Below are 18,676 nucleotides of genomic sequence, written 5' to 3' on the forward strand. Positions count from 1 at the left end.
CGGTTGAGGCAACCAGCCAATGTAGCCGACACTTTAGAGGGTGTTGTAAAAGCTTTCGGGTAAAAGCCTCTCTCCCCTGGCGGGAGAGAGGTTTGGAGAGAGGGGGTCGAGGCGAAAGCCTCGCCGGACACAATCCCCTGCGAAAGAAGGGCGCCGGGGCGGCGCCTCCCCCTCTCCCCGGCCCTCTCCCTCGAGGGGAGAGGGAGTGTACGACGCAACTTTTGGAATACTGGGGCTTTTGCAACACCCTCTTTAGCTTCAGAGCCGCCCACAGGGCGGCCAAGTAGATACCATCTCACGCCAACTGATGCTCTTCCCCTTCGTAATACGCCTCCACTCGCGGATTCATGACCCGCATCCACAGCGGGGGCACCAGTGCCAGCACCACCATGGCGGCATAGCCCGCCGGCAGCTGAGGCGCGACGTCGTGATGGCGCAGCACCTGGTAACGGCGCTTGGCATAGGCGTGGTGGTCACTGTGGCGCTGCAGATGGAACAGGAACACGTTGGTCAGGAAATAATTGGAATTCCAGCTATGGGCCGGCGTGGTGCGCTCGTAGCGACCGTTCTCCAGCTTGCGGCGGTGCAGACCGTAATGCTCCAGGTAGTTGACGATTTCCAGCAGGGTGAAGGCAATGAAGCTCTGCCCGATAAAGAAGGCCGTGCCCAGCCAGCCGAACGCGACCGTGAAACCCACCAGCGTCAGCAGCGTGATGCCGTACCACCAGATCAGTTCGTTGCGCCAGCTGAACGGCGAATGCCCCTTGCGCTCAAGGCGCTTCGCCTCCAGCCGCCAGGCGTTCATGAAGTTGCGGCCATAGGCCTGCGGCAGGAACTGGTAGAGCGACTGGTTGTAGCGTGACGAGGACGCGTCTTCCGGCGTGGACACGTGCACGTGATGCCCGCGCAGGTGCTCCACCTTGAAGCCGGCGTAGCTCACCAGGGACAGCAGCAGCCCGCCGGCCCAGGTCTCCAGCCGGGCATCCTTGTGAATCAGCTCATGGGCCACGTTAATGCCCAGCCCACCAACAATGCCGATCGAAACGGTCCAACCGATCATCCCAACCGGTGAGAACACGCCGCTGGCCAGCACCTGCATGCCCCAGACCAGTATGGCGGCGAACGCGACCACCCAGCCTAGGGTGAGGAAACGGTAGAACGCCTCGCTGTTCATGTGCGGGACATCGGCCTGCTCGTCGGGATTCAGGGCATCCTGCCCCAGCATGAAGTCCAGCAGCGGAATAATGCCGAAGACGACCACCGGCACGCCCCAGGCGAACAGGTTGATCCAGCCGGTGGCTTCGCCCGCGCTCAGCAGCAGGAAAGGCAACGCCAGGGGCAACAGCGCAATCACGAAGCTGTATTTCTTCAGGCGCAACAGGAGCCGCCGGCGGGTGGGTGACTGTTCCAGGGTGGCTTGTTGTGTACTCACGTCTTTACCTCGCTTGTCGGGGCCGCTTTGTCGTGAGCGATCCCTTTCCGTGTGGTGACGGGTTTGTTGTTGGAATCCGTTGGCCAGCGACGCTCACTGTTATTCGGTGATGGGTGCTCGTCGCTCAACCTTGATTGCTATATTGTCCGACAATATAGCAATAGTCAAACAAAGCGGGCAAAATATGATCGATCAAAGCCACATGGCCCGAGGGGCCTGCCTTTTGGCCCCGCTGCACGGTAGGATGGTGACTTCCGCCCCTGCCGGGACGGCCGTTCTCTCTTCAAGGGCAACACAACGTCTATGGATTTCCAGGCCCCCAACACGCTGGCCGAGCAGATCGCCAACTACCTGGCCGAACGCCTGATGACCGGCGACATCCAGCCGGGCGAACGCATCCAGGAAGCCACCGTCGCCAGTGACCTGGCCGTCAGCCGGGCATCGGTCAAGGAAGCGCTGTATACCCTGGAACGCTGGCATCTGGTGGACATCACGCCGCGCAAGGGCGCGTCAGCGACGGTACTGGACGCCAGCCACGCCGCCGAACTCTATGACGTGTATATGCATTTGCTGATCATGCTGGCCCGGCGGCTCTGCGAGCGCTGGGAAGAAGGGGATCGGGATGGTTTGCTGGCCGCCATCAAGCAGGCAACGACGCGGCTATACGCCAAGCCGCCGAACATCCTGGCGGTGGTCCAGGCGAGTTTTGATGTGATGGATGCCTGTTGCGCGGTGGTGCGCAACCCTTATTTGACCGAGGCTCTGGCCAACTTCAAACCGGCGGTCAGCCGCACCTACTATTTCTGTGCCGACCGCTACCGCCAGGATCTGGATCGTACGGCCGCGTTCTTCGCCCGGCTCACCCAGGCGGTTCTGGCGCGGAACACCGATGCCGCGGAAGAACAGATCGTCCAGTTTGCCGAACACCAGAAAACGTTGATTCGCCAGGCCCTGGAGCAAGACACGCCGGCGACCACGTAGGTCGCCACTAAAAAAGGCGCGTTTACACCCTCAGATGCCTCCGGCCACTTGCTCCAGCACGACACCGCCAATGCACCACCCGCCGTCCTGACGTTCCATTCGGTAGTAGGCGTCCCAGTAAAGGCCGTTGGGGCCTCGCAACTGGACCCGCTGCACGACAAAACCCTCGTGCGGCACCTGCTCGCGGAACCTCACTGTCTTGGCGCTGTACACCGCCGGATAGCGCTCACGAACCATATCACCGAAGGCCTGTGGGCTCTCGAACCCTCGTTGGATGGCCGGCGAGGCAAAGCTGAAGGCCTTTTCGTCATCGTCCCGGGAGAACGCCTTCAGTTGGGCCCGGATGACCCGCTCAACGGCTTCACGCGCGGCGGTATCGTCGGCCTTTACGGCGACGGGGACCGTGATGAGGACCATCAGGATGACCAGCCAGGCAGCGCGCCCGGGACAATGGCCGGCAAATAATCTCAGGCTCATGGCGATTCCTCCTGGCGGTTGATACGCGCCCAGGCCCTGGCCGGATGCCCTGTGGCCGACGGCCGTGGAATCAGATTTTGCAATCTTTTGTCGTCGGGGCCTCTTACGTCCTCCCCTGTTAGCTATATTAGACCTGTGGCCCGGTTGGCACTACGCAAAACTCCGGGCTCCCTTAAACCGGCAACAAGTGGGCTTTAATGCACGGCAGTCGTCACCGAATCAAGATCCGGCTCTTCCTGCTTGTCATCGGCTTCTGGATGCTCGGGATCAACGTCGTTCAGGCCATGGACCAGGCAGAGCAGGCGCACGGACTGCCGCCAGTCATTCGCTTCAACATTGCGCCGGGCGGCTACCCGCCTTACACCATCATTGATGCAGACGGCCGGGTCTCGGGCATCATGTGGGACGTGATGCAGGTGCTGGCCAAACGCCAGAACCTGACCCTGGAAACCCGCCAGATTCCGACGAAGCGGGTCAACCACTTCCTGTTAGCCGGTCGCCTCGATGCCACCATGCGAGCCATTGAATGGACGCCGGATCCCGACCGGTTTGCGTTTACCGATGGCGTCGTGAAAGCCCACGATGTCATCTTCAGTGCCCGCAACGCGCCCATCGATGCCCACACGATCAACGACCTCAAAGGCCGTACCCTGTTGGCGAACCTGGGCTACCACCACCCGGCCCTGAAACCGCTGTTCGAGGCGGGCGACATTCGGCGCGTCGATGTGCCGAATACACTGGAGATGCTGCAGCGACTCAACGCCGGTGCCCATTTCGACGGCGGCATTGCCAACGCCCGCGCCGGCCAGTGGCTGATCCGCCAGCATGGTTGGGAAAATGCCTTCCACATCGAACCGGTAAAACTGGACGTCACGGAATACCGCCTGATGTTTGCCCCACAATGGGCGCCCCTGGTCGAGGCCTTCAACCAGACCCTGCTCGATCTGCGGCAATCCGGCGAGCTGGACGGCATCATCAGCCGCTATGTGCCCATCGATCCTCAAACCGTGCCCGGGACGTGAATCCGGTCACAGACCCGACACACCCTGCCCTTTAATGTAACTCTGTGTCATTTGCCCTGAGCCCGCAGTCCGGCGCAAATGCAGACAACAACACGGAACCTTCGCGTCGTCGGCCTGAACGGCGCGGACAACAACGATAAAAACGTGGCGCACAAGACGCCGCGACAAGGAAAGAATCATGACCGGACTGCAGCGTACAGCCCTGTGCTTGCCCCTGTTCGTCATCTCGCCATGCACGCTGGCTGACATCGAAGCACTCGACGACAAGAGCATGAGCCAGGTGACCGGCCAGTCGGGGGTGACCATCGAACTGGCCACCCGCATCGACCTGGATCGATTTTCCTACATCGACGAAGGCTCCCTGAGCATCTACGACCTGTCGCTGTCCGATATGGACGGCTCCGCCATGGACAACATGAAGCTGACCGTGGATGTGGCCGGCGACGGTGAGGTGCTGGAACACGGCTTCTCGGAAATCGCACGGCGCGCCAATGCGGGCCAGCTGGACACCAGCAACCCGGATGTAGCCGACGCTCTCGCCAAGTACGCCGTTGGCGGCAGCTTCGGCAAGCAGTTCAATTCGGGCGACGCGGTGATTCACCTGGGCCCGGTCGACAGCGGCGACCCGACCTCCCTGGACGATTACCTGCACTCGGTGGACTTCGCCCTGGACATCGGCTCGGTGAAAGCCGAAGGCCCGGTGGACAGCACGACGCTGTTCTCCAACATTCATCTGGAAGGCTATCTCGGGCCGACGGACATCGTCATCCGCAATGCCGGCGATGCGACTCACACTTTGGCCAACGGCGATACGGTGTCGGATTCGGAGCTGCAGCTGGACACCCACTTCGAGATCACCGACGGCTCCCTGGACTGGGATGTGGGCGACGTCATCCTGCTGTTCAACTTTGCCGGCGTGGGCATCGAGGGTCTGCAGATTCACAACCGCTGGGGTGAGGATACGGCCGGGCATTTCGGCATGGCCAGCGCCACCGCCAAGCTGTCCCAGGGCACCAGCGGACGCAGCGGTCACGACGGGCTATCGATCCACGACGTGGAGTTCCGCGCCGACATCGACATGCCCGTGTTCAAGGTGGGCGGCACCAGTATCGGCACCGTGCAGTTTGAGGATTTTGTGATCAGCAATACGAATATGATGGTTTATGGGCACTGAGACCCCGTATCGACTCCATGCAATGTAGCCGACGCTTCAGCTTCGGAGCAGGCCTGAGGCCTGCCGTGCTTCGTCTGGGGCACCTGCGGCGCCTCAGAAGCTAAAGCATCTGCTACATTTTCAGCGGAACACGTAGGTTGGGCTAACGCAGGAAGCCCAACAATGATCGGACATCGGACTTTGCCGTTAAGGCGAGAATGTTTGTAGCCTGGGTTTTCTAAAACCGACTTGGCGGCCACTGGATTGGATGAGATTGGCCATAAGCCGGGTTTGTTGGGCTTCCTGCGTCAGCCCAACCTACGCCCTGAGGCTCCGAAGGTGCCCCGGGTTGATCCCGGCAGGCCGCGGGCCTGCTCCGAAGCTGAAGCGTCGGCTACATTTTTCAGGGACCTCTTGAAAACCCCGCCTCAATCCCGATTACTCAACCAGATAAACTGATAAGGCTCCAACGTGACCGGCTTCATCCGGTCCTCGAACGACTCCCCGCTCACCAGATCCTTCCACTGATCCGTCACGATCAGATTCAGTTCCGATAGATTGAATACCTGCGCCTGCCCGCTGATGTTATGGATGGCGAATATGCTCTGCCGGCGGTCGATGCTCTGCCGCCAGAAGGCGAACAGCCCATCGCCCAGGTGCAGGGTGTACTGGGTGGCGTTGGGGTGAAACGCGCCTTGCCGGGTGCGGATGGCCAGCAGGCGGCGCAGGGCCTTGAACACGTCCCGGTGGTGCGTGTCGCTTTCCAGCAGCTTGTCCAGCTCGTCCGCATCCCACACGTGGCGGTTGATGGAGCGGTTCTGGCTGGTGTGTTCCACCCGGGCCTCGTCGTTCTCGGTGGCCAGCAGGCTGTGGATGTAGAACGCGGGCATGCCCTCCAGCGCCATCATGATGGCGTGGGCGCAGATAAAGCGGGCGAACTGCAGGCCGTCGTTCTCGCCAGACGTTTCGGTCCGGGCCATGGCGTTCCACAGGCTGATGTTGATTTCATAGGGCCGCACTTCGCCGGAGGCCCCCGTCCGCGCGGTGATGCGGGCACCGGACTGGACCAGGGTCTCGATCATCCGGTCCCGCTCGTCGTCGGTCAGCAGCCCTTCCACCGGACGCAGGCCGATGCCGTCGTGGGAGGCGATGAAATTGAGGTAGGCGGTGCCCTGCTGCGCCGGCGGCATAGTCATCAGCCAGTGTTTGAGGTGCTGGGCGTTCCCGCTGAGCATGGCGTGCAACAGCAGCGGCGGCAGCGAGAAGTTATAGATCATGTGGGCTTCGTTGGCGTTGCCGAAGTAGGTCAGGTTCTCCTGGTTGGGGATGTTGGTCTCGGTGATGATCACCGCGTCCGGATCCCGGTGTTCCACCAGCAGGCGGATCAGTCGAATGACCTCGTGGGTCTCCGGCAGGTTGATGCACGGGGTGCCGATGGTTTTCCACAGGAAGGCCACCGCATCCAGCCGGAACCAGCGCATGCCGCGGTCCATGTAGAGCTTGATGATGCCGAGGAATTCCAGCAGCACATCCGGGTTGGCAAAATCCAAATCCACCTGGTCGTGGCTGAACGTGCACCACACGTGCCGTTCACCGCCGACCGTTTCCACCGCCCGCAAAAGCGGCGAGGTTCGGGGCCGGACCACGTCCGACAGGTCCTCGTCCGGCGACACTTCAACAAAGTAACGTTTACCCGGATCCCGGCCGGCCTTGTAGTTCTCGAACCAGAGGCTGCGGCTGGAGCAGTGGTTGATCACCAGATCCGTCATCACCTGAAAGCTGCGGGACAGCTCGGTGAGATCCTCCCACTGCCCCAGCGACGGATTCACCGTGGTGTAGTCCATCACCGCGAAGCCATCGTCCGAGCTGTACGGGAAGAACGGCAGCACGTGGACGGTCGAGATCATGCCGGCGAAATGGGCCCGGCAGAATTGCGTCAGGGTCTGCAGCGGCGCTTCCCCGTCCCGGCGCACCGAATCCCCGTAGGTGATCAGCATCGCCGTGCCGGGCCCCCAGTTGTTGCGATGGGGACCGGGCGTCGGGGCGTCCGGTGCCACGCCGAACACCTCGAGACAGCGAGTCGCCAGCGCGTCGATATCCTCCGCCGGATACAGACACTGCAAGTGGGCCTGAACACGCTGCGCCAGCGAAGGTAGGGCCTCTGGGTCGTTCATGGGTGAGTCCTTCTGCTCATTCATCCTCAGGACCGTCGAGCGTTGCTCTTGGGAATGTGTTCCTCCAGATCTTTCTCGACGGCATCGTGCAGTTGGTCCATCACACCGGGGAAGGCGCTGGCCACCCGGTTCCAGCAGGAGATAAACGGGGCTTCCATCGGGTTTTCCAGGAAGTACACGCCGGCTTTCATGATGTTGCGGGCGAACAGCTCCACCGCCTGTTCTTCCTGGTGCACGTCGAACTTGAGGCCGTTGATCTCGGCGTCGTTGCGGTAGGTTTCCACGAAATCCAGGGCGATGCGGAAATAGGTCGCCTTGATGGTCCGGAACGACTCCTGGTTGAACACGATGCCGTTGGTGGCCAGCTTGCGGAAGATCGCCTTGGAGATGTCGATGGACATCTTGGACAGGCCACCGCTATCGTCTTCCGGCGACAGGTTCTGGTGCTTGTGGTCGTAACAATCGGCGATATCCACCTGGCACAGCCGGTTGGTGCTGTAGTTGCGTTTCATCTCGCTGAGCACCCCGATTTCCAGGCCCCAATCGCTGGGGATGCGGATATCGGTCATGACGTCCTTGCGGAAGGAAAACTCGCCGGACAGCGGATACCGGTAGCTGTCCAAGTAATCCAGGTAGTCGAGATTACCGAGTACCTTCTTGAGGGCCCGCAGCAGCGGTGTCACCAGCAGCCGGCTGACCCGGCCGTTGAGTTTGCCCTCGGCCACACGAGCGTAGAAGCCCTTGCAGAATTCGTAGTTGAAGTTGGGGTTGGCGACCGGGTAGATCAGGCGTGCCAGCAGTTCCCGGTCGTAGGTGACGATGTCGCAGTCGTGCAGCGCAATGGATTCCGCGCGACCGGACGCAAGCACATACCCCATGCAGAACCAGACGTTGCGCCCCTTGCCCGGTTCGTTGGGTGCCAGCTCCTCGCCTTTGAGCTCCTTGTCGATCTGGCGCAGTCTTGGGCCGTCATTCCAAAGGACCCTGTGGCGCTGTGGCAGGGCCGAGAAGAATTCCAGCGCGTGGTGGTACTGCGCTTCATTGGCCCGGTCCAGGCCGATCACGATCTCGCTCAGATACGGCACCTGCTTGAGGTGTTCGAGGATCCGGGGCATGGCCTCGGTTTCCAGTTCCGAGTAGAGGCACGGAAGGATCAGCGCCATCGGCCGCACCTTCGAGAACTTCACCAACTCCGCTTCCAGATCCTCCAGTGGGCGACGTGACAGGTTGTGCAGCGTGGTCACAATGCCGTTCTGGTAGAAATCACCCATAGCCTTATCCTCTTTGTCGAGCGCCTTACCTGAACGTTGTTATCGCGGCGCTGTTATGCCCTCCTGCTCCAGTACGGAAGTCACCGCTTCCGCCCAGCCTTCGGGGCCACAGTGAGAGGTAATGCACACTTCGGGCCGATCCGGGATCTCTGGTGGTGCATGCACCGGGGAGCGCACCAGAAACGGGATGTCCGAGGCCGACAGCATGTCCACATCATTCTCGCTATCCCCCAGCGCCATGGAGGTTATGGCGTCTCCGAAGGCATTCTGGTAGACCGCCAGCAGCCAACTCATGGCCTGCCCTTTATCGCAGGCACCAATCACATGATGGAAACGGCCGCCGCGCACCAGGCGCAGATTGAGCGCGTCCAGTGCCTCGGCGCACTCTTTTAGTGCATCTTCGGTATCCATCCACACCAGCGGCTCGCTGAACTCCCGCTGCGACGCCAGGATGGCCTGCTGGCGCTCCAGCCCTGTGCGCTCCATCAGCTCGTTGACACCCATATCGGACAGGCCGCGGAACCGGAAGCGGTGGCGCAGCGGCGCCAGGATCTCGAGAATTTCCGTACGGGGAATCGACAACAGTTTGCAGTACAGGCCATCGGTGGGCCGGGCGTCGGGCGGCAGCGGCAACTCCGTGTCCCCCGGGAACCAGACGGCCGCGCCGTTCTCGACAATAAAGGGTTCGTGCAGGCCCAGTTTTTCCTGCAGCTGTTCGACTTCCGCCCGGGTCTTGCTGGTGTTGAAGACGCAGGGAACGCCGGCCGCCTCGGCCGCTTCCCAGGCCGGACGCGCCGGCTCTGCGGTATAGGTATGGTGATCCAGCAGGGTGCCGTCGAGGTCGGTAAAGATAACCAGCCGTGACATGGCCTTTCTCCTCATAAACGCCCCGAGCCGTGGTGCCGGGACGTGATCTCATCCATTGATGATCGGTGTTTCCCACGGTGGTTCCCCACCGCCCCGAAGCGACCTATGCAAGGGGGACGCCAGAAGCCGGCCTGGTGCGCCTGACAGTTTTGTAACCTGCTGATTGTCAGCGCCATCCCGGCTCAGGCGCCATCGGCGGATCCGCACCGGCCGGGGTTTCGTGATGGCGCACGCCGGTCATTCCCGCCCGAATCCAGCACATACTCCACATTTCTTGATGTCTCAGAGACTTGCCAGTGCCCCCTGCACTCGCAGTACACTTCCGCTGCACCCACACAGAGAGCCCTCATGGCCGAGTCCCGACAACAACCCGAAGGTTCCGGATGGCGTCTGGCCGGCTTCACGCTGCTGTTTCTTCTCTTCAGCATAGCCGGGACCTGGACCATCTATTCGCAGTTCGCCGAGCGCAATTTCCAGTTCGACGAGCGGCTGCTCAATCCCTGGTTCCTGGTCGGGGCGCTCCTTCTGTTGCTGGTTTATTGGCTGTCGGATGGTCTTCGGCTCTACTACACGCTGCGGGCCCTGGGGCACACGATTCCGTTCCGGCACATGGTGCGGCTGGTTTTCATCAATATCTTTTTCTCCAACGTCACCCCCATGGCCACCGGCGGCGGCGTGGCACAGATCTGGTACCTGCGGCGACACGGCGTCCGGCTGGGGACGGCCACCGCGGCGACCACCATCCGGACCGTGCTGGCGATCGCCTTCATCTTTACGGTCACGCCGGCCTGCCTGCTCTGGCTTGATGCGCTGCAGGGCCGCGCCATCATCGGCCGGGTTTCCGAGTTGCTGGCGGTGTTTATTGCCCTCTACCTGGGCTTTTTTGCGGTGGTGCTCTGGCGCACCCGCTGGCTGATCCTGCTGCTGACACAGGTACTGCAGGGCCTGCGACGGGCTCACCTGATCGGCCCGCGCCGGCACAAGCGCTGGCAGTTCCATATGAAGCGGGAGATGACCCGTTTCTCACGGGCGTTCAAGGTCTATCTCAGGGGGCCACGCCACTGTGTCGCGCTGTCGGTGCTGTTCACCCTGACGTTCCTGATCAGCCTGTTTTCATTTCCTGCCCTGCTGATGCTGACACTGGGGTACGATGTGGATTACCTGACGGTCCTGGGCCTGCTGTTCGTGACCACATTCGTGATGTATTTCGCCCCGACCCCCGGCGCCTCTGGCATTTCCGAGGGGGTTTTCGGTACCTTTTTCAGAACGCTGCTCAGTCCGGGCCACCTGGTGCTGGTGACCATTGCCTGGCGGTTCCTGACGATCTACCTGGGCATGATCATCGGACTGATCCTGATGCAGGTGGAGCTGTCGGCCGGACGCCGCCAGCGTCGGGAGGCGGATGCCGCGCTCACAAGGACCGGGGATGATCCAACGTAAACCGCTCAAGGCGCTGTTCTACCTCTGCCTGCTGACCGTCATTCTGGTGATCGGCTACAAGATCTATCTGGACTTTTTCGAGCCCAACTACGAAGGCGTCCACACCGACCAGATCGACCGGCTGCACCAGTCCCTGGACGGTCAGGACTCCTACAGCTTTGCGGTGGTGGGCAACATCAACAATTCGGTGGGGGTGTTCGAGCGCAAGATCATCCCGATGCTGAACGACGCCGACGTGGACTTCGTGATCTCCGCGGGCAACGCCGTGAGCAGTGGCGGTGAAGACAAATACCGAGCCATCTTCCGCACCCTCAGCCGGCTCCACGTGCCCTACCTGCTGACCTTCGGCGACAACGAATTCAGCAACTTCGGCAGCTTCCGCTTCTACGAACACTTCGGCCCCTATTTCTACTCGCTCCACACCGGCAACAGCCTGTTCGTGTTCCTCGACGCCACGGGCAAGACCTCCTGGCGCTGGCAGCTGCGCTGGCTGGATGACCTGTTCAAGCAGGACAAAAGCCAGCACCGCTTCGTGTTCATCGGTGAGCCGCTGCAAAAGACCAACCAGGACACGCTGTTCGACGACGAGGACGAATACCTGCAGAACAAGCCGTTCCGTGACGGGTTGGTCAAGCGCTTCCGGCAATACGATGTGGACGCCGTATTCTCCGCCAACCTGCCGCTGTATTCCGAGCAGCGCCACGGCCCGACCCGCTACATCATCACCGGCGGTGCCGGTGGGCTGGTGCTGAACAACGACACCAGCTTCTATCACTTCGTTCGTGTGGACGTGTCACCGGAGGGCATCAACACCACGCTGGAACGGCTGGATATCGGCCAGCACCCGATTTTCAAACAGCTGGAAAGCCTGTGGTTCTTTATCCACTCGCTGTTCTACGTGGGCTACGTCAATTTCATCCTGTTCCTGTGCATCCTGGGGCTGATCACCATCAAGCTCTACTCGCTGATTTTCGTGGACCGGGACTACTACCCGGACTTCGACCTGGATCCGTCCCCCTGGCGCGAGAAACACCTGCGCATCGTCATGTTCACCAACAACTACCTGCCGTTCATCGGTGGCGTGCCCCTGTCGATCGAGCGTCTGCGGCGGGGGCTGGAAGCCCTGAAGCACCCGGTCCGCATCGTGGCGCCCAGCTACCGCGACCAGAAACCGGATGAGGACCACGTACTGCGAGTGCCGTCGCTGGTGAGCATGGGGGCCCAGAGCGAGTTCCGGCTGGCGAACATTTTCCTGGGTCGGATCCGCCGGGAAGTGCGCGCCTTCAAGCCCGACCTGATTCACCTGCACCACCCCTTCTGGCTGGGCTCACTGGGCCTTTGGATGGCGCGGCGCCTGAAGGTGCCGGCGGTCTACACCTACCACACGCGGCTGGAGCACTACGCCCACTTCGTGCCGCTGCCCGGCAAGATCTTCCGGAACCTGATTTCCCACGCGCTGATCAAACGCTTCGCCAACAAGTGTGACGGGGTGATCGTGCCGACGTATTCGGCGGAGGAATACCTGCGCATGATCGGCGTGAAATCCCTCGCCTTCGTGCAACCCACCGGGATCGAGTTCGAGCGTTTCCAGCAGGTGTCTGATGAAGACGTCGCCAGGCTGCGCCGCAAACTGGACATTCACGACGACGAGCACGTGTTTGTCAGCGTCTCGCGCCTGTCCACCGAGAAGAACATCGACTTCATGATTGAGGCCATCGCCAGCCTGAAAGCGAAGAGTGAGCGCCCGTTCCGGTTCCTGATGATCGGCGACGGCCATGAGCGCCAGCGCCTGCAGCAGAAAATCGACGACCTGAAGCTCTCGGACACCTTCATTCTCGTGGGCGCCGTCCCGCCGGACGACATGCCGACCTACTACCAGTTGGGCGATACCTTCCTGTTCGCCTCGGTGTCGGAAACCCAGGGCATGGTGATCCTGGAGGCCATGGCCGCGGCGATGCCGGTGGTCGCGGTCCGTTCCAGCGGCATCGACGATGTGGTCCGGGATGACTACAACGGGTTCAAGACGCCCCGCAATCGGGAGAAATGGCGCCGTGCGGTGCAGCACCTGATGGATGATCCGGAACTGCACCAACGCCTGTCCGAGAATGCCCTGGCCTTCGCCCGGGACTATTCCATTGATCACTTCGCCTACGACGTGGAAGGAATCTACGCCACGGTGCTGGCCGACTACCACAAACGCAAAGGCCGCTGATCGGCTGCAGGCCGGACCACGTATCAGTTCTCCATACGCAATCGTTGAAAGGGCTGGCACATCATGAGCAAAATTCCCGTCGGTATCAGTACCTGCCTGCTGGGCAAAAACGTCCGCCACGACGGCGGTCACAAGCACTCTCGTTTCTGCACCGGCGTGCTGGCCCGCTACTTTGACTACCGACCGCTCTGCCCGGAACTGGAAGCCGGCCTGGGCGTGCCCCGCCCCGCCATTCAATTACGTCAGGACGGCGATGCCGTACGTTTGATCGAGTCCAAAGGGACCGCAGACCACACGGATGCCATGCAGGAGTGGATCGGGAGCGCCCTGCCCGGCCTGGACGATCTGCGTGGCTATATCCTGATGGCCAAATCGCCCAGCTGCGGCATGGAACGCATCAAGGTGCACAACGACAAGGGCCGAACGATTCACCGGGACGGCCGTGGCCTGTTTGCGGAGGCGCTGATAAACGCCTATCCCCTGCTTCCCGTGGAAGAAGAAGGCCGGCTGCACGACAGCCACCTGCGGGAAAACTTCATTGAGCGGGTCTTTGCCTACGACGACTGGAAACGGATGGAGAGCGAAGGCTTTACCCGAGCTGGACTGGTGGCGTTCCACACCCGCCACAAATTCCAGCTGATGGCCCATTGCGAGCCTTCCTACCGGGAACTCGGCCGGCTGATCGCTAACCAGAAGCAGGAACCTGTGGACGTGGTGGCCGGCCGTTACATCGAGCTGTTCATGAGCACCATGAAGAAGCACATCAGCCGGGGCGCCCACGCCAACGTCATGCAGCACATGATGGGCTTCCTGCGGGAGACGTTGAGCGCCAGTGACCGGGCCGAGATCAGCGAGCAGATCAACGCTTATCAGCGTTCGGAGGTTCCGCTGATCGTGCCCATGTCGTTACTGCGTATGGCCCATCGCCGCCAGCCCGGGGAATACCTGGACCGGCAGGAATACATGGCCCCTTACCCGGAGGAGCTGGGCCTGAGGAACACCATCTAGACGGTGATCAGAAGCCGTACAGGAGGGCGAGAGAGATTTCGGTGTCGGTTTTTTCGGTACCCGGCGGCACTTCAGACTCGTGCTTGACGCGATAGCCGAGCTTCATGGACAGGTTGCCGACGACATTCGCCTGCAGTGCGGTTAAAGACTCCGACGTGGCCTTGCCATCCTGGACCCCCACTTCCGTGCTCAGCTCCTGGATAAACAGGGCGTTTTCAGACAGCGCGTAGTTGAAGGCTCCGGCGAAGCGCAGGATGGTCCCTTTTTCGGCATCGTTACCATTTTCGTCCGGTTCCTGGAGTTGATTGTAGCGATAACCGGCACCGGCCTTGAGCTCCAGAAATGATTTTTCACCCTGCTCCCAGACCCGGTTACCGTAACCGGTACTGGCAGAGGACTGGAAATCGTAGCCGGAAAACCGGTCATCCTCGTAGGCGCCCCGCAGGAACCAGAACTGCCTCTCATCAAACTTGTAGTTGGTTTCGGCCTGGGCGTTGTATTTCTCGGAGGTGGTTTCGTCTTCCCCGGTCTCATCGTCCTCGGCTTCTGCATAAACCGAGCGCAACTCCATGGTATTACGCCACTTCTCCACTTCGTGCTTGAGGGCGAGTCGGGCGTTGATATTGGTGGACTTACTGTTGCCCTCGGTGATCAGAACACCCAATTCACCCTCGCCTTTCCAGGGCACTCCGGCATCCTCCGCCAGGGCGACGGGCGATGCTGACGCCACGACCGTCGCCAGAAGAACCTGTTTACTCACTCGCATGCCAACTCCTTTCGTCACCTTTCATCGTACTTGATGGTTATGCACCAAACGTGCCTATGAAACACGATGGGGGACAGCCAGGAAAAGTCGATAGTCGAGACAGGCACACAATCAGGGCAGATCAGCCCTGCTCACCCTGACGGCTCTGCTCGGCCTGACGGGCACGCTCTGCACGCTTGGCGGCCTTGCGTTCGGCAATCACGGCGGCGGCTTCACCACCCACGTGGGACTCGCCGCGTTGACGGGCCAGACGGATCTGCTTCTCGCGCTCGGCGAACCGGGCGCGCTGCTCGGGCGTCAGGTCGTCAATGCACTGGTGGCAGCTGACGCCCTGCTCGTACTCGGGTCGGTCCTTGTCCGCATCGGTAATGGGACGCCGGCAGGCGTGGCACTGATCGTAGCCACCCCGCTCGAGTTTGTGATTAACGGTCACCCGGTCGTCAAACACAAAACACTCGCCTTCCCAGAGGCTGTCCTCTTCAGGTACGTCTTCCAGGTACTTCAGGATGCCTCCCTTGAGGTGATAGACCTCATCGAAGCCCTGCTCCTTCAGGAACGCGGTGGACTTTTCGCAGCGGATACCGCCGGTGCAGAACATGGCGACCTTGCGGTGTTTCTGCGGGTCCAGGTTCTGGGCCACGTATTCCGGGAATTCCCGGAAGGTGTCGGTGGCCGGGTTGACGGCATTGCGGAAGGTGCCGACTTCCACTTCGTACTGGTTGCGGGTGTCGACCAGCACGACCTCAGGGTCGGAAATCAGTGCATTCCATTCCTTGGGGTCGACGTAGGTACCGACGGTACGGCGGGGATCGATATCTTCCACGCCCATGGTGACGATCTCTTTCTTGAGCTTCACCTTGGTGCGTTTAAAGGGTTGGATATCGACGAAGGATTCCTTGAAATCGACACCATCGAAACGGCTGTCTTCAGCCAGCCAGTCCTTGACCGCATCGATACCGGCGCGGGAACCGGCGATGGTGCCATTGATGCCTTCGCGAGCCAGCAGCAGGGTACCGCGAACATCGTGGGTATTGAGCAGCGTCAGCAGGGGATCGCGCAGACGCTCATAATCTTCCAGCGCGGTGAATTTATACAACGCGCAGACAACAACATCGTTCATTTTCTTCTCCTGCGGGCCGGACCGTAAATCCGGAGCATGGGTTAACAGAGGGCGAATTCTAACCAATGCACACAGGAGAAAGAAGAGTCTTGCGGAAGACACCGATGTATCACGGTGCCTTCACGGCAGAGATCAGAACTTGAACTGACCACCAAGGGAGAGGCCGGCAATTTCAACGCCGTCTTTGTCGTAGTACTGCATGTACTCGATATTGGCCGCAACGTTGTCGGTGATATTCAGGTTGATACCGGCACCGTATGAGACATCTGATCCGGAATCCGAGTTAGAGGCGCTGTAATAGCCGTCAGAGGCACTCACTTCCAGTTCCGCACGTGTAAAACCCGCGATTACGTATGGGTAAATCAAGGTTCCGGTGGGAATCCCCGCTTTCAGATAGCCGCCGAACAGGTTCTTGAGCTCGAGACTCGCATCCACTCCGTAAATGGTCGTGGAATCGTCGGTCACACCCGAGCCAACACGAAGTTCGCCAGCAAGGTAGGGATTGATCTGCGCACCCAGTTGAACATAGATGGCGCCCAGATCCAGAGTATCGTCAACGCCGTCTTCTTCATATTGAGCCGCCAGGTAATTCAGGCCCAGATAGGCCTTGGGCTGGGCGTCATCAGCCAGCACGTGTCCAGAGAAGAGAACGCTTGCCAGCACAGCGATAGCGCTTTTTTTCATGACTGATCCTTATCGTTGAATACCTTATGTATCGTTTCATGCCCCACTCTTAACGGTACGGGTCACGAAATCGCGGTTATGGTATTCAAGGCGACAGGAACTCGCCAGCCAACAAGCGTCATAGAACGTAAAAGCTGTCGGTCCAAATCACAGAATGTAGTGCCACAGATATAGTCTCCGGGAGCGCTACCAGTCAGAAACGACTACGGCTGCCCGGACAGTTCCCGCTTAATCACCGCATCCAGCTGCGCCCAGCCCGGGCGGGTCAGGCGGATGTTGTTCACGTAGACGGTCGGTGTGCTGGCCACTTTCATTTTCTGGGAGACGCCGACGCTCTGGTTGATCACATCCCGGTGCAGGTCGGTTTCGATGCAGCGGGACAGGCGACGGCTGTCGAGCCCCAGCTCATCGGCATAGCGGGTGAAGGCGGGAACCGGATCGGACAGGCCCTCCCAGTCGGACTGGCTGTCATAGAGTTTGTCCTGCATCGGCCAGAACGCCTGTTGGTCGGCGGCACAGCGGGCAGCCAAGGCCGCGGGCATGGCATTCTTGTGCTGGCGCAGGGGCAGGTCGAAAAACACCAGGCGCACCTTGCCCTCTTTCACGTAAGTGTCGCGAAGCTTCTCCGAGGCCGGTGCAAAGCGGGCGCAGGCCGGACACTGGTAGTCGGCAAATTCGCGCACCACAATGGGCGCATCGGCTGCACCGATGGAGACGCCGACGGCATCATACGTGGATGGGAAAGGTCGATTGCTGGTCGCCACGGGCAGCTCGTCAGAGCCCGCCCCCGGTGGTTGCGTGACCCACCACAACAACGCCATCAGGACGAGAACGCCGACAGCGGCAGCCGCGCCAAACAACAACGTGCGATGATGCTTGCGCTCCGAAACAGGACTGCGCTTCCCTGTGGCCTGACGCCGTTTTGCCTCACCCATTTTTCTTGTCTCCTTATTCGGGTTCCTATCCCGTGTCTTCCGCTGGAAACCAGCTTACACCACCGGCTATCCGCTACAATAGACGACCGGCACAGGTTGGGGTAACGTCCCCTTCTGACCTGCGCCACAAGCATAATAAGAGGATCGCCCCGTGCCCATACCTGCCGCGCTGAAAGATCAGCTCAGCCTGCCCCTGATCGCCGCACCCATGTTCCTCATCTCCGGACCGGAGCTGGCACTGGCATGCTGCCGCCAGGGCATTGTGGGCAGTTTCCCGGCCCTCAACCAACGGTCCAGCCAGGGCTTCGAGGATTGGCTGATCCAGATGAACAACACGCTCTCAGGGCTGCGTGAGGCCGAGCCCAACCGCGTCGTCGCTCCTTATGCCGTAAACCTGATCGTGCACCGCACCAACCCACGCTGGGAAGCCGACCTGGCCCTGTGCAAGCAGCATCGCGTACCGATCGTGATTACCTCCCTCGGTGCCGCCAGCCATGTGGTGGACACGGTACACAGCTACGGCGGGCTGGTGTTCCACGACGTCACCAACCAGAAGCATGCCAGGAAAGCCGCCGAGGCCGGTGTCGATGGCATTATCGCGGTATCCGCAGGAGCCGGTGGCCATGCCGGGACCACCAATCCAATGGTTCTGGTCAAGGAAATCCGGGACGTGTTCGACGGCACCATCCTGCTGGCCGGTTGCCTGTCGCGCGGTGAAGATCTGCTGGCCGCCCAGGCCATGGGCGCCGATCTGGGTTACATGGGCACCCGCTTTATCAATACCCGGGAATCCCGGGCGGATCAGGCCTATCAGGAAATGATTCTGGAGGCAGTTTCCGGCGACATCATCCACACGCCGGCGGTCTCCGGCATTCCCGCCAACTTCATGCGCCAGAGCCTGGAAGCAGCCGGCTATCCCATGGACAAGCTCAACCAGCCCGGCGCCATCGATTACGGCGAGAAGCTCAAGCCCGTGGACGACGAGGCCAAGGCCTGGAAAACGGTCTGGTCCGCCGGCCAGGGCGTGAGTGCCATTCACGATGTGCTGACAGTCGAAGAACTGATTGGCCGTCTCCGCGGCGAATACCGGGACGCCATGACGCAGCTCAGCGCCCGGTACTTCAGCGCCTGACG

General features: G+C 60.9%; 16 protein-coding genes. 7 read left to right on the forward strand and 9 right to left on the reverse strand.

Annotation, left to right across the window (positions count from 1 at the left end; all coding sequences use genetic code 11):
• Window positions 1–295: 295 nt before the first annotated feature.
• Complete coding sequence (locus JL474_RS16795) at window positions 296–1,432, reverse strand: alkane 1-monooxygenase (RefSeq protein ID WP_203142996.1); 1,137 nt, start codon at window positions 1,430–1,432, stop codon at window positions 296–298.
• A gap of 303 nt (window positions 1,433–1,735) precedes the next feature.
• Between JL474_RS16795 and JL474_RS16800 the strand changes: the two genes are divergently transcribed.
• Window positions 1,736–2,413 (forward strand): GntR family transcriptional regulator, encoded by a 678-nt coding sequence (locus tag JL474_RS16800; protein ID WP_203142997.1) that lies wholly within the window; start codon window positions 1,736–1,738, stop codon window positions 2,411–2,413.
• A gap of 30 nt (window positions 2,414–2,443) precedes the next feature.
• Here the strand turns inward: JL474_RS16800 and JL474_RS16805 are convergent, their stop codons facing one another.
• The gene (locus tag JL474_RS16805) at window positions 2,444–2,890 is read right to left on the reverse strand and encodes a DUF4864 domain-containing protein (protein ID WP_236012335.1); all 447 of its coding nucleotides are present in this window, start codon (window positions 2,888–2,890) and stop codon (window positions 2,444–2,446) included.
• Window positions 2,891–3,087: 197 nt separating this feature from the next.
• Between JL474_RS16805 and JL474_RS16810 the strand changes: the two genes are divergently transcribed.
• Together JL474_RS16810 and JL474_RS16815 are read left to right on the forward strand one after the other, a co-directional pair.
• On the forward strand, window positions 3,088–3,912 hold the full coding sequence (locus JL474_RS16810) for a substrate-binding periplasmic protein (RefSeq protein WP_203142998.1): 825 nt from the start codon (window positions 3,088–3,090) through the stop codon (window positions 3,910–3,912).
• Window positions 3,913–4,090: 178 nt separating this feature from the next.
• Complete coding sequence (locus tag JL474_RS16815; protein WP_236012336.1) at window positions 4,091–5,086, forward strand: DUF6160 family protein; 996 nt, start codon at window positions 4,091–4,093, stop codon at window positions 5,084–5,086.
• 407 nt (window positions 5,087–5,493) lie between these two features.
• Here JL474_RS16815 and JL474_RS16820 read toward each other — a convergent pair whose 3' ends face one another.
• From JL474_RS16820 to JL474_RS16830, 3 genes are read right to left on the reverse strand one after another with little or no spacing between them, the layout of a single operon-like run.
• The gene (locus JL474_RS16820) at window positions 5,494–7,239 is read right to left on the reverse strand and encodes an alpha-amylase family glycosyl hydrolase (protein ID WP_203142999.1); all 1,746 of its coding nucleotides are present in this window, start codon (window positions 7,237–7,239) and stop codon (window positions 5,494–5,496) included.
• 26 nt (window positions 7,240–7,265) lie between these two features.
• Entirely contained in the window at window positions 7,266–8,510 is a 1,245-nt protein-coding gene (locus JL474_RS16825; RefSeq protein ID WP_123635082.1) for a glycosyltransferase family protein, read from the reverse strand.
• Window positions 8,511–8,549: 39 nt separating this feature from the next.
• The gene (locus JL474_RS16830; protein ID WP_203143000.1) at window positions 8,550–9,377 is read right to left on the reverse strand and encodes an HAD-IIB family hydrolase; all 828 of its coding nucleotides are present in this window, start codon (window positions 9,375–9,377) and stop codon (window positions 8,550–8,552) included.
• A 348-nt stretch (window positions 9,378–9,725) separates the two neighbouring features.
• Here JL474_RS16830 and JL474_RS16835 point away from each other — a divergent pair, with 348 nt between their 5' ends.
• The 3 genes from JL474_RS16835 to JL474_RS16845 all read left to right on the forward strand — a co-directional run bounded on the left by JL474_RS16835 (window position 9,726) and on the right by JL474_RS16845 (window position 14,037).
• Entirely contained in the window at window positions 9,726–10,817 is a 1,092-nt protein-coding gene (locus tag JL474_RS16835; RefSeq protein ID WP_123635080.1) for a lysylphosphatidylglycerol synthase transmembrane domain-containing protein, read from the forward strand.
• Window positions 10,804–13,029 (forward strand): glycosyltransferase, encoded by a 2,226-nt coding sequence (locus JL474_RS16840; RefSeq protein WP_203143001.1) that lies wholly within the window; start codon window positions 10,804–10,806, stop codon window positions 13,027–13,029. The genes JL474_RS16835 and JL474_RS16840 overlap by 14 nt, the downstream gene beginning before the upstream one ends.
• 63 nt (window positions 13,030–13,092) lie before the next feature.
• A complete protein-coding gene (locus tag JL474_RS16845; RefSeq protein WP_203143002.1) occupies window positions 13,093–14,037 on the forward strand; it encodes a YbgA family protein in 945 nt (314 codons plus the stop codon).
• 7 nt (window positions 14,038–14,044) lie between these two features.
• Here the strand turns inward: JL474_RS16845 and JL474_RS16850 are convergent, their stop codons facing one another.
• The 4 genes from JL474_RS16850 to JL474_RS16865 form a co-directional block, all read right to left on the reverse strand.
• A complete protein-coding gene (locus tag JL474_RS16850) occupies window positions 14,045–14,803 on the reverse strand; it encodes a DUF481 domain-containing protein (RefSeq protein WP_203143003.1) in 759 nt (252 codons plus the stop codon).
• Window positions 14,804–14,924: 121 nt separating this feature from the next.
• Window positions 14,925–15,923 carry an oxygen-dependent tRNA uridine(34) hydroxylase TrhO gene (gene trhO, locus JL474_RS16855; protein WP_203143004.1) on the reverse strand — a complete coding sequence of 333 codons (999 nt, stop codon included), beginning with the start codon at window positions 15,921–15,923 and terminating at the stop codon, window positions 14,925–14,927.
• 132 nt (window positions 15,924–16,055) lie between these two features.
• Entirely contained in the window at window positions 16,056–16,607 is a 552-nt protein-coding gene (locus tag JL474_RS16860; protein ID WP_203143005.1) for a porin family protein, read from the reverse strand.
• A gap of 203 nt (window positions 16,608–16,810) precedes the next feature.
• Entirely contained in the window at window positions 16,811–17,542 is a 732-nt protein-coding gene (locus JL474_RS16865) for a DsbA family protein (protein ID WP_203143006.1), read from the reverse strand.
• A 151-nt stretch (window positions 17,543–17,693) separates the two neighbouring features.
• Here JL474_RS16865 and JL474_RS16870 point away from each other — a divergent pair, with 151 nt between their 5' ends.
• Window positions 17,694–18,674 (forward strand): NAD(P)H-dependent flavin oxidoreductase, encoded by a 981-nt coding sequence (locus tag JL474_RS16870; RefSeq protein WP_203143007.1) that lies wholly within the window; start codon window positions 17,694–17,696, stop codon window positions 18,672–18,674.
• Window positions 18,675–18,676: the final 2 nt, after the last annotated feature.

Source organism: Marinobacter mangrovi, assembly GCF_016798325.1.
Classification (GTDB): domain Bacteria; phylum Pseudomonadota; class Gammaproteobacteria; order Pseudomonadales; family Oleiphilaceae; genus Marinobacter_A; species Marinobacter_A mangrovi.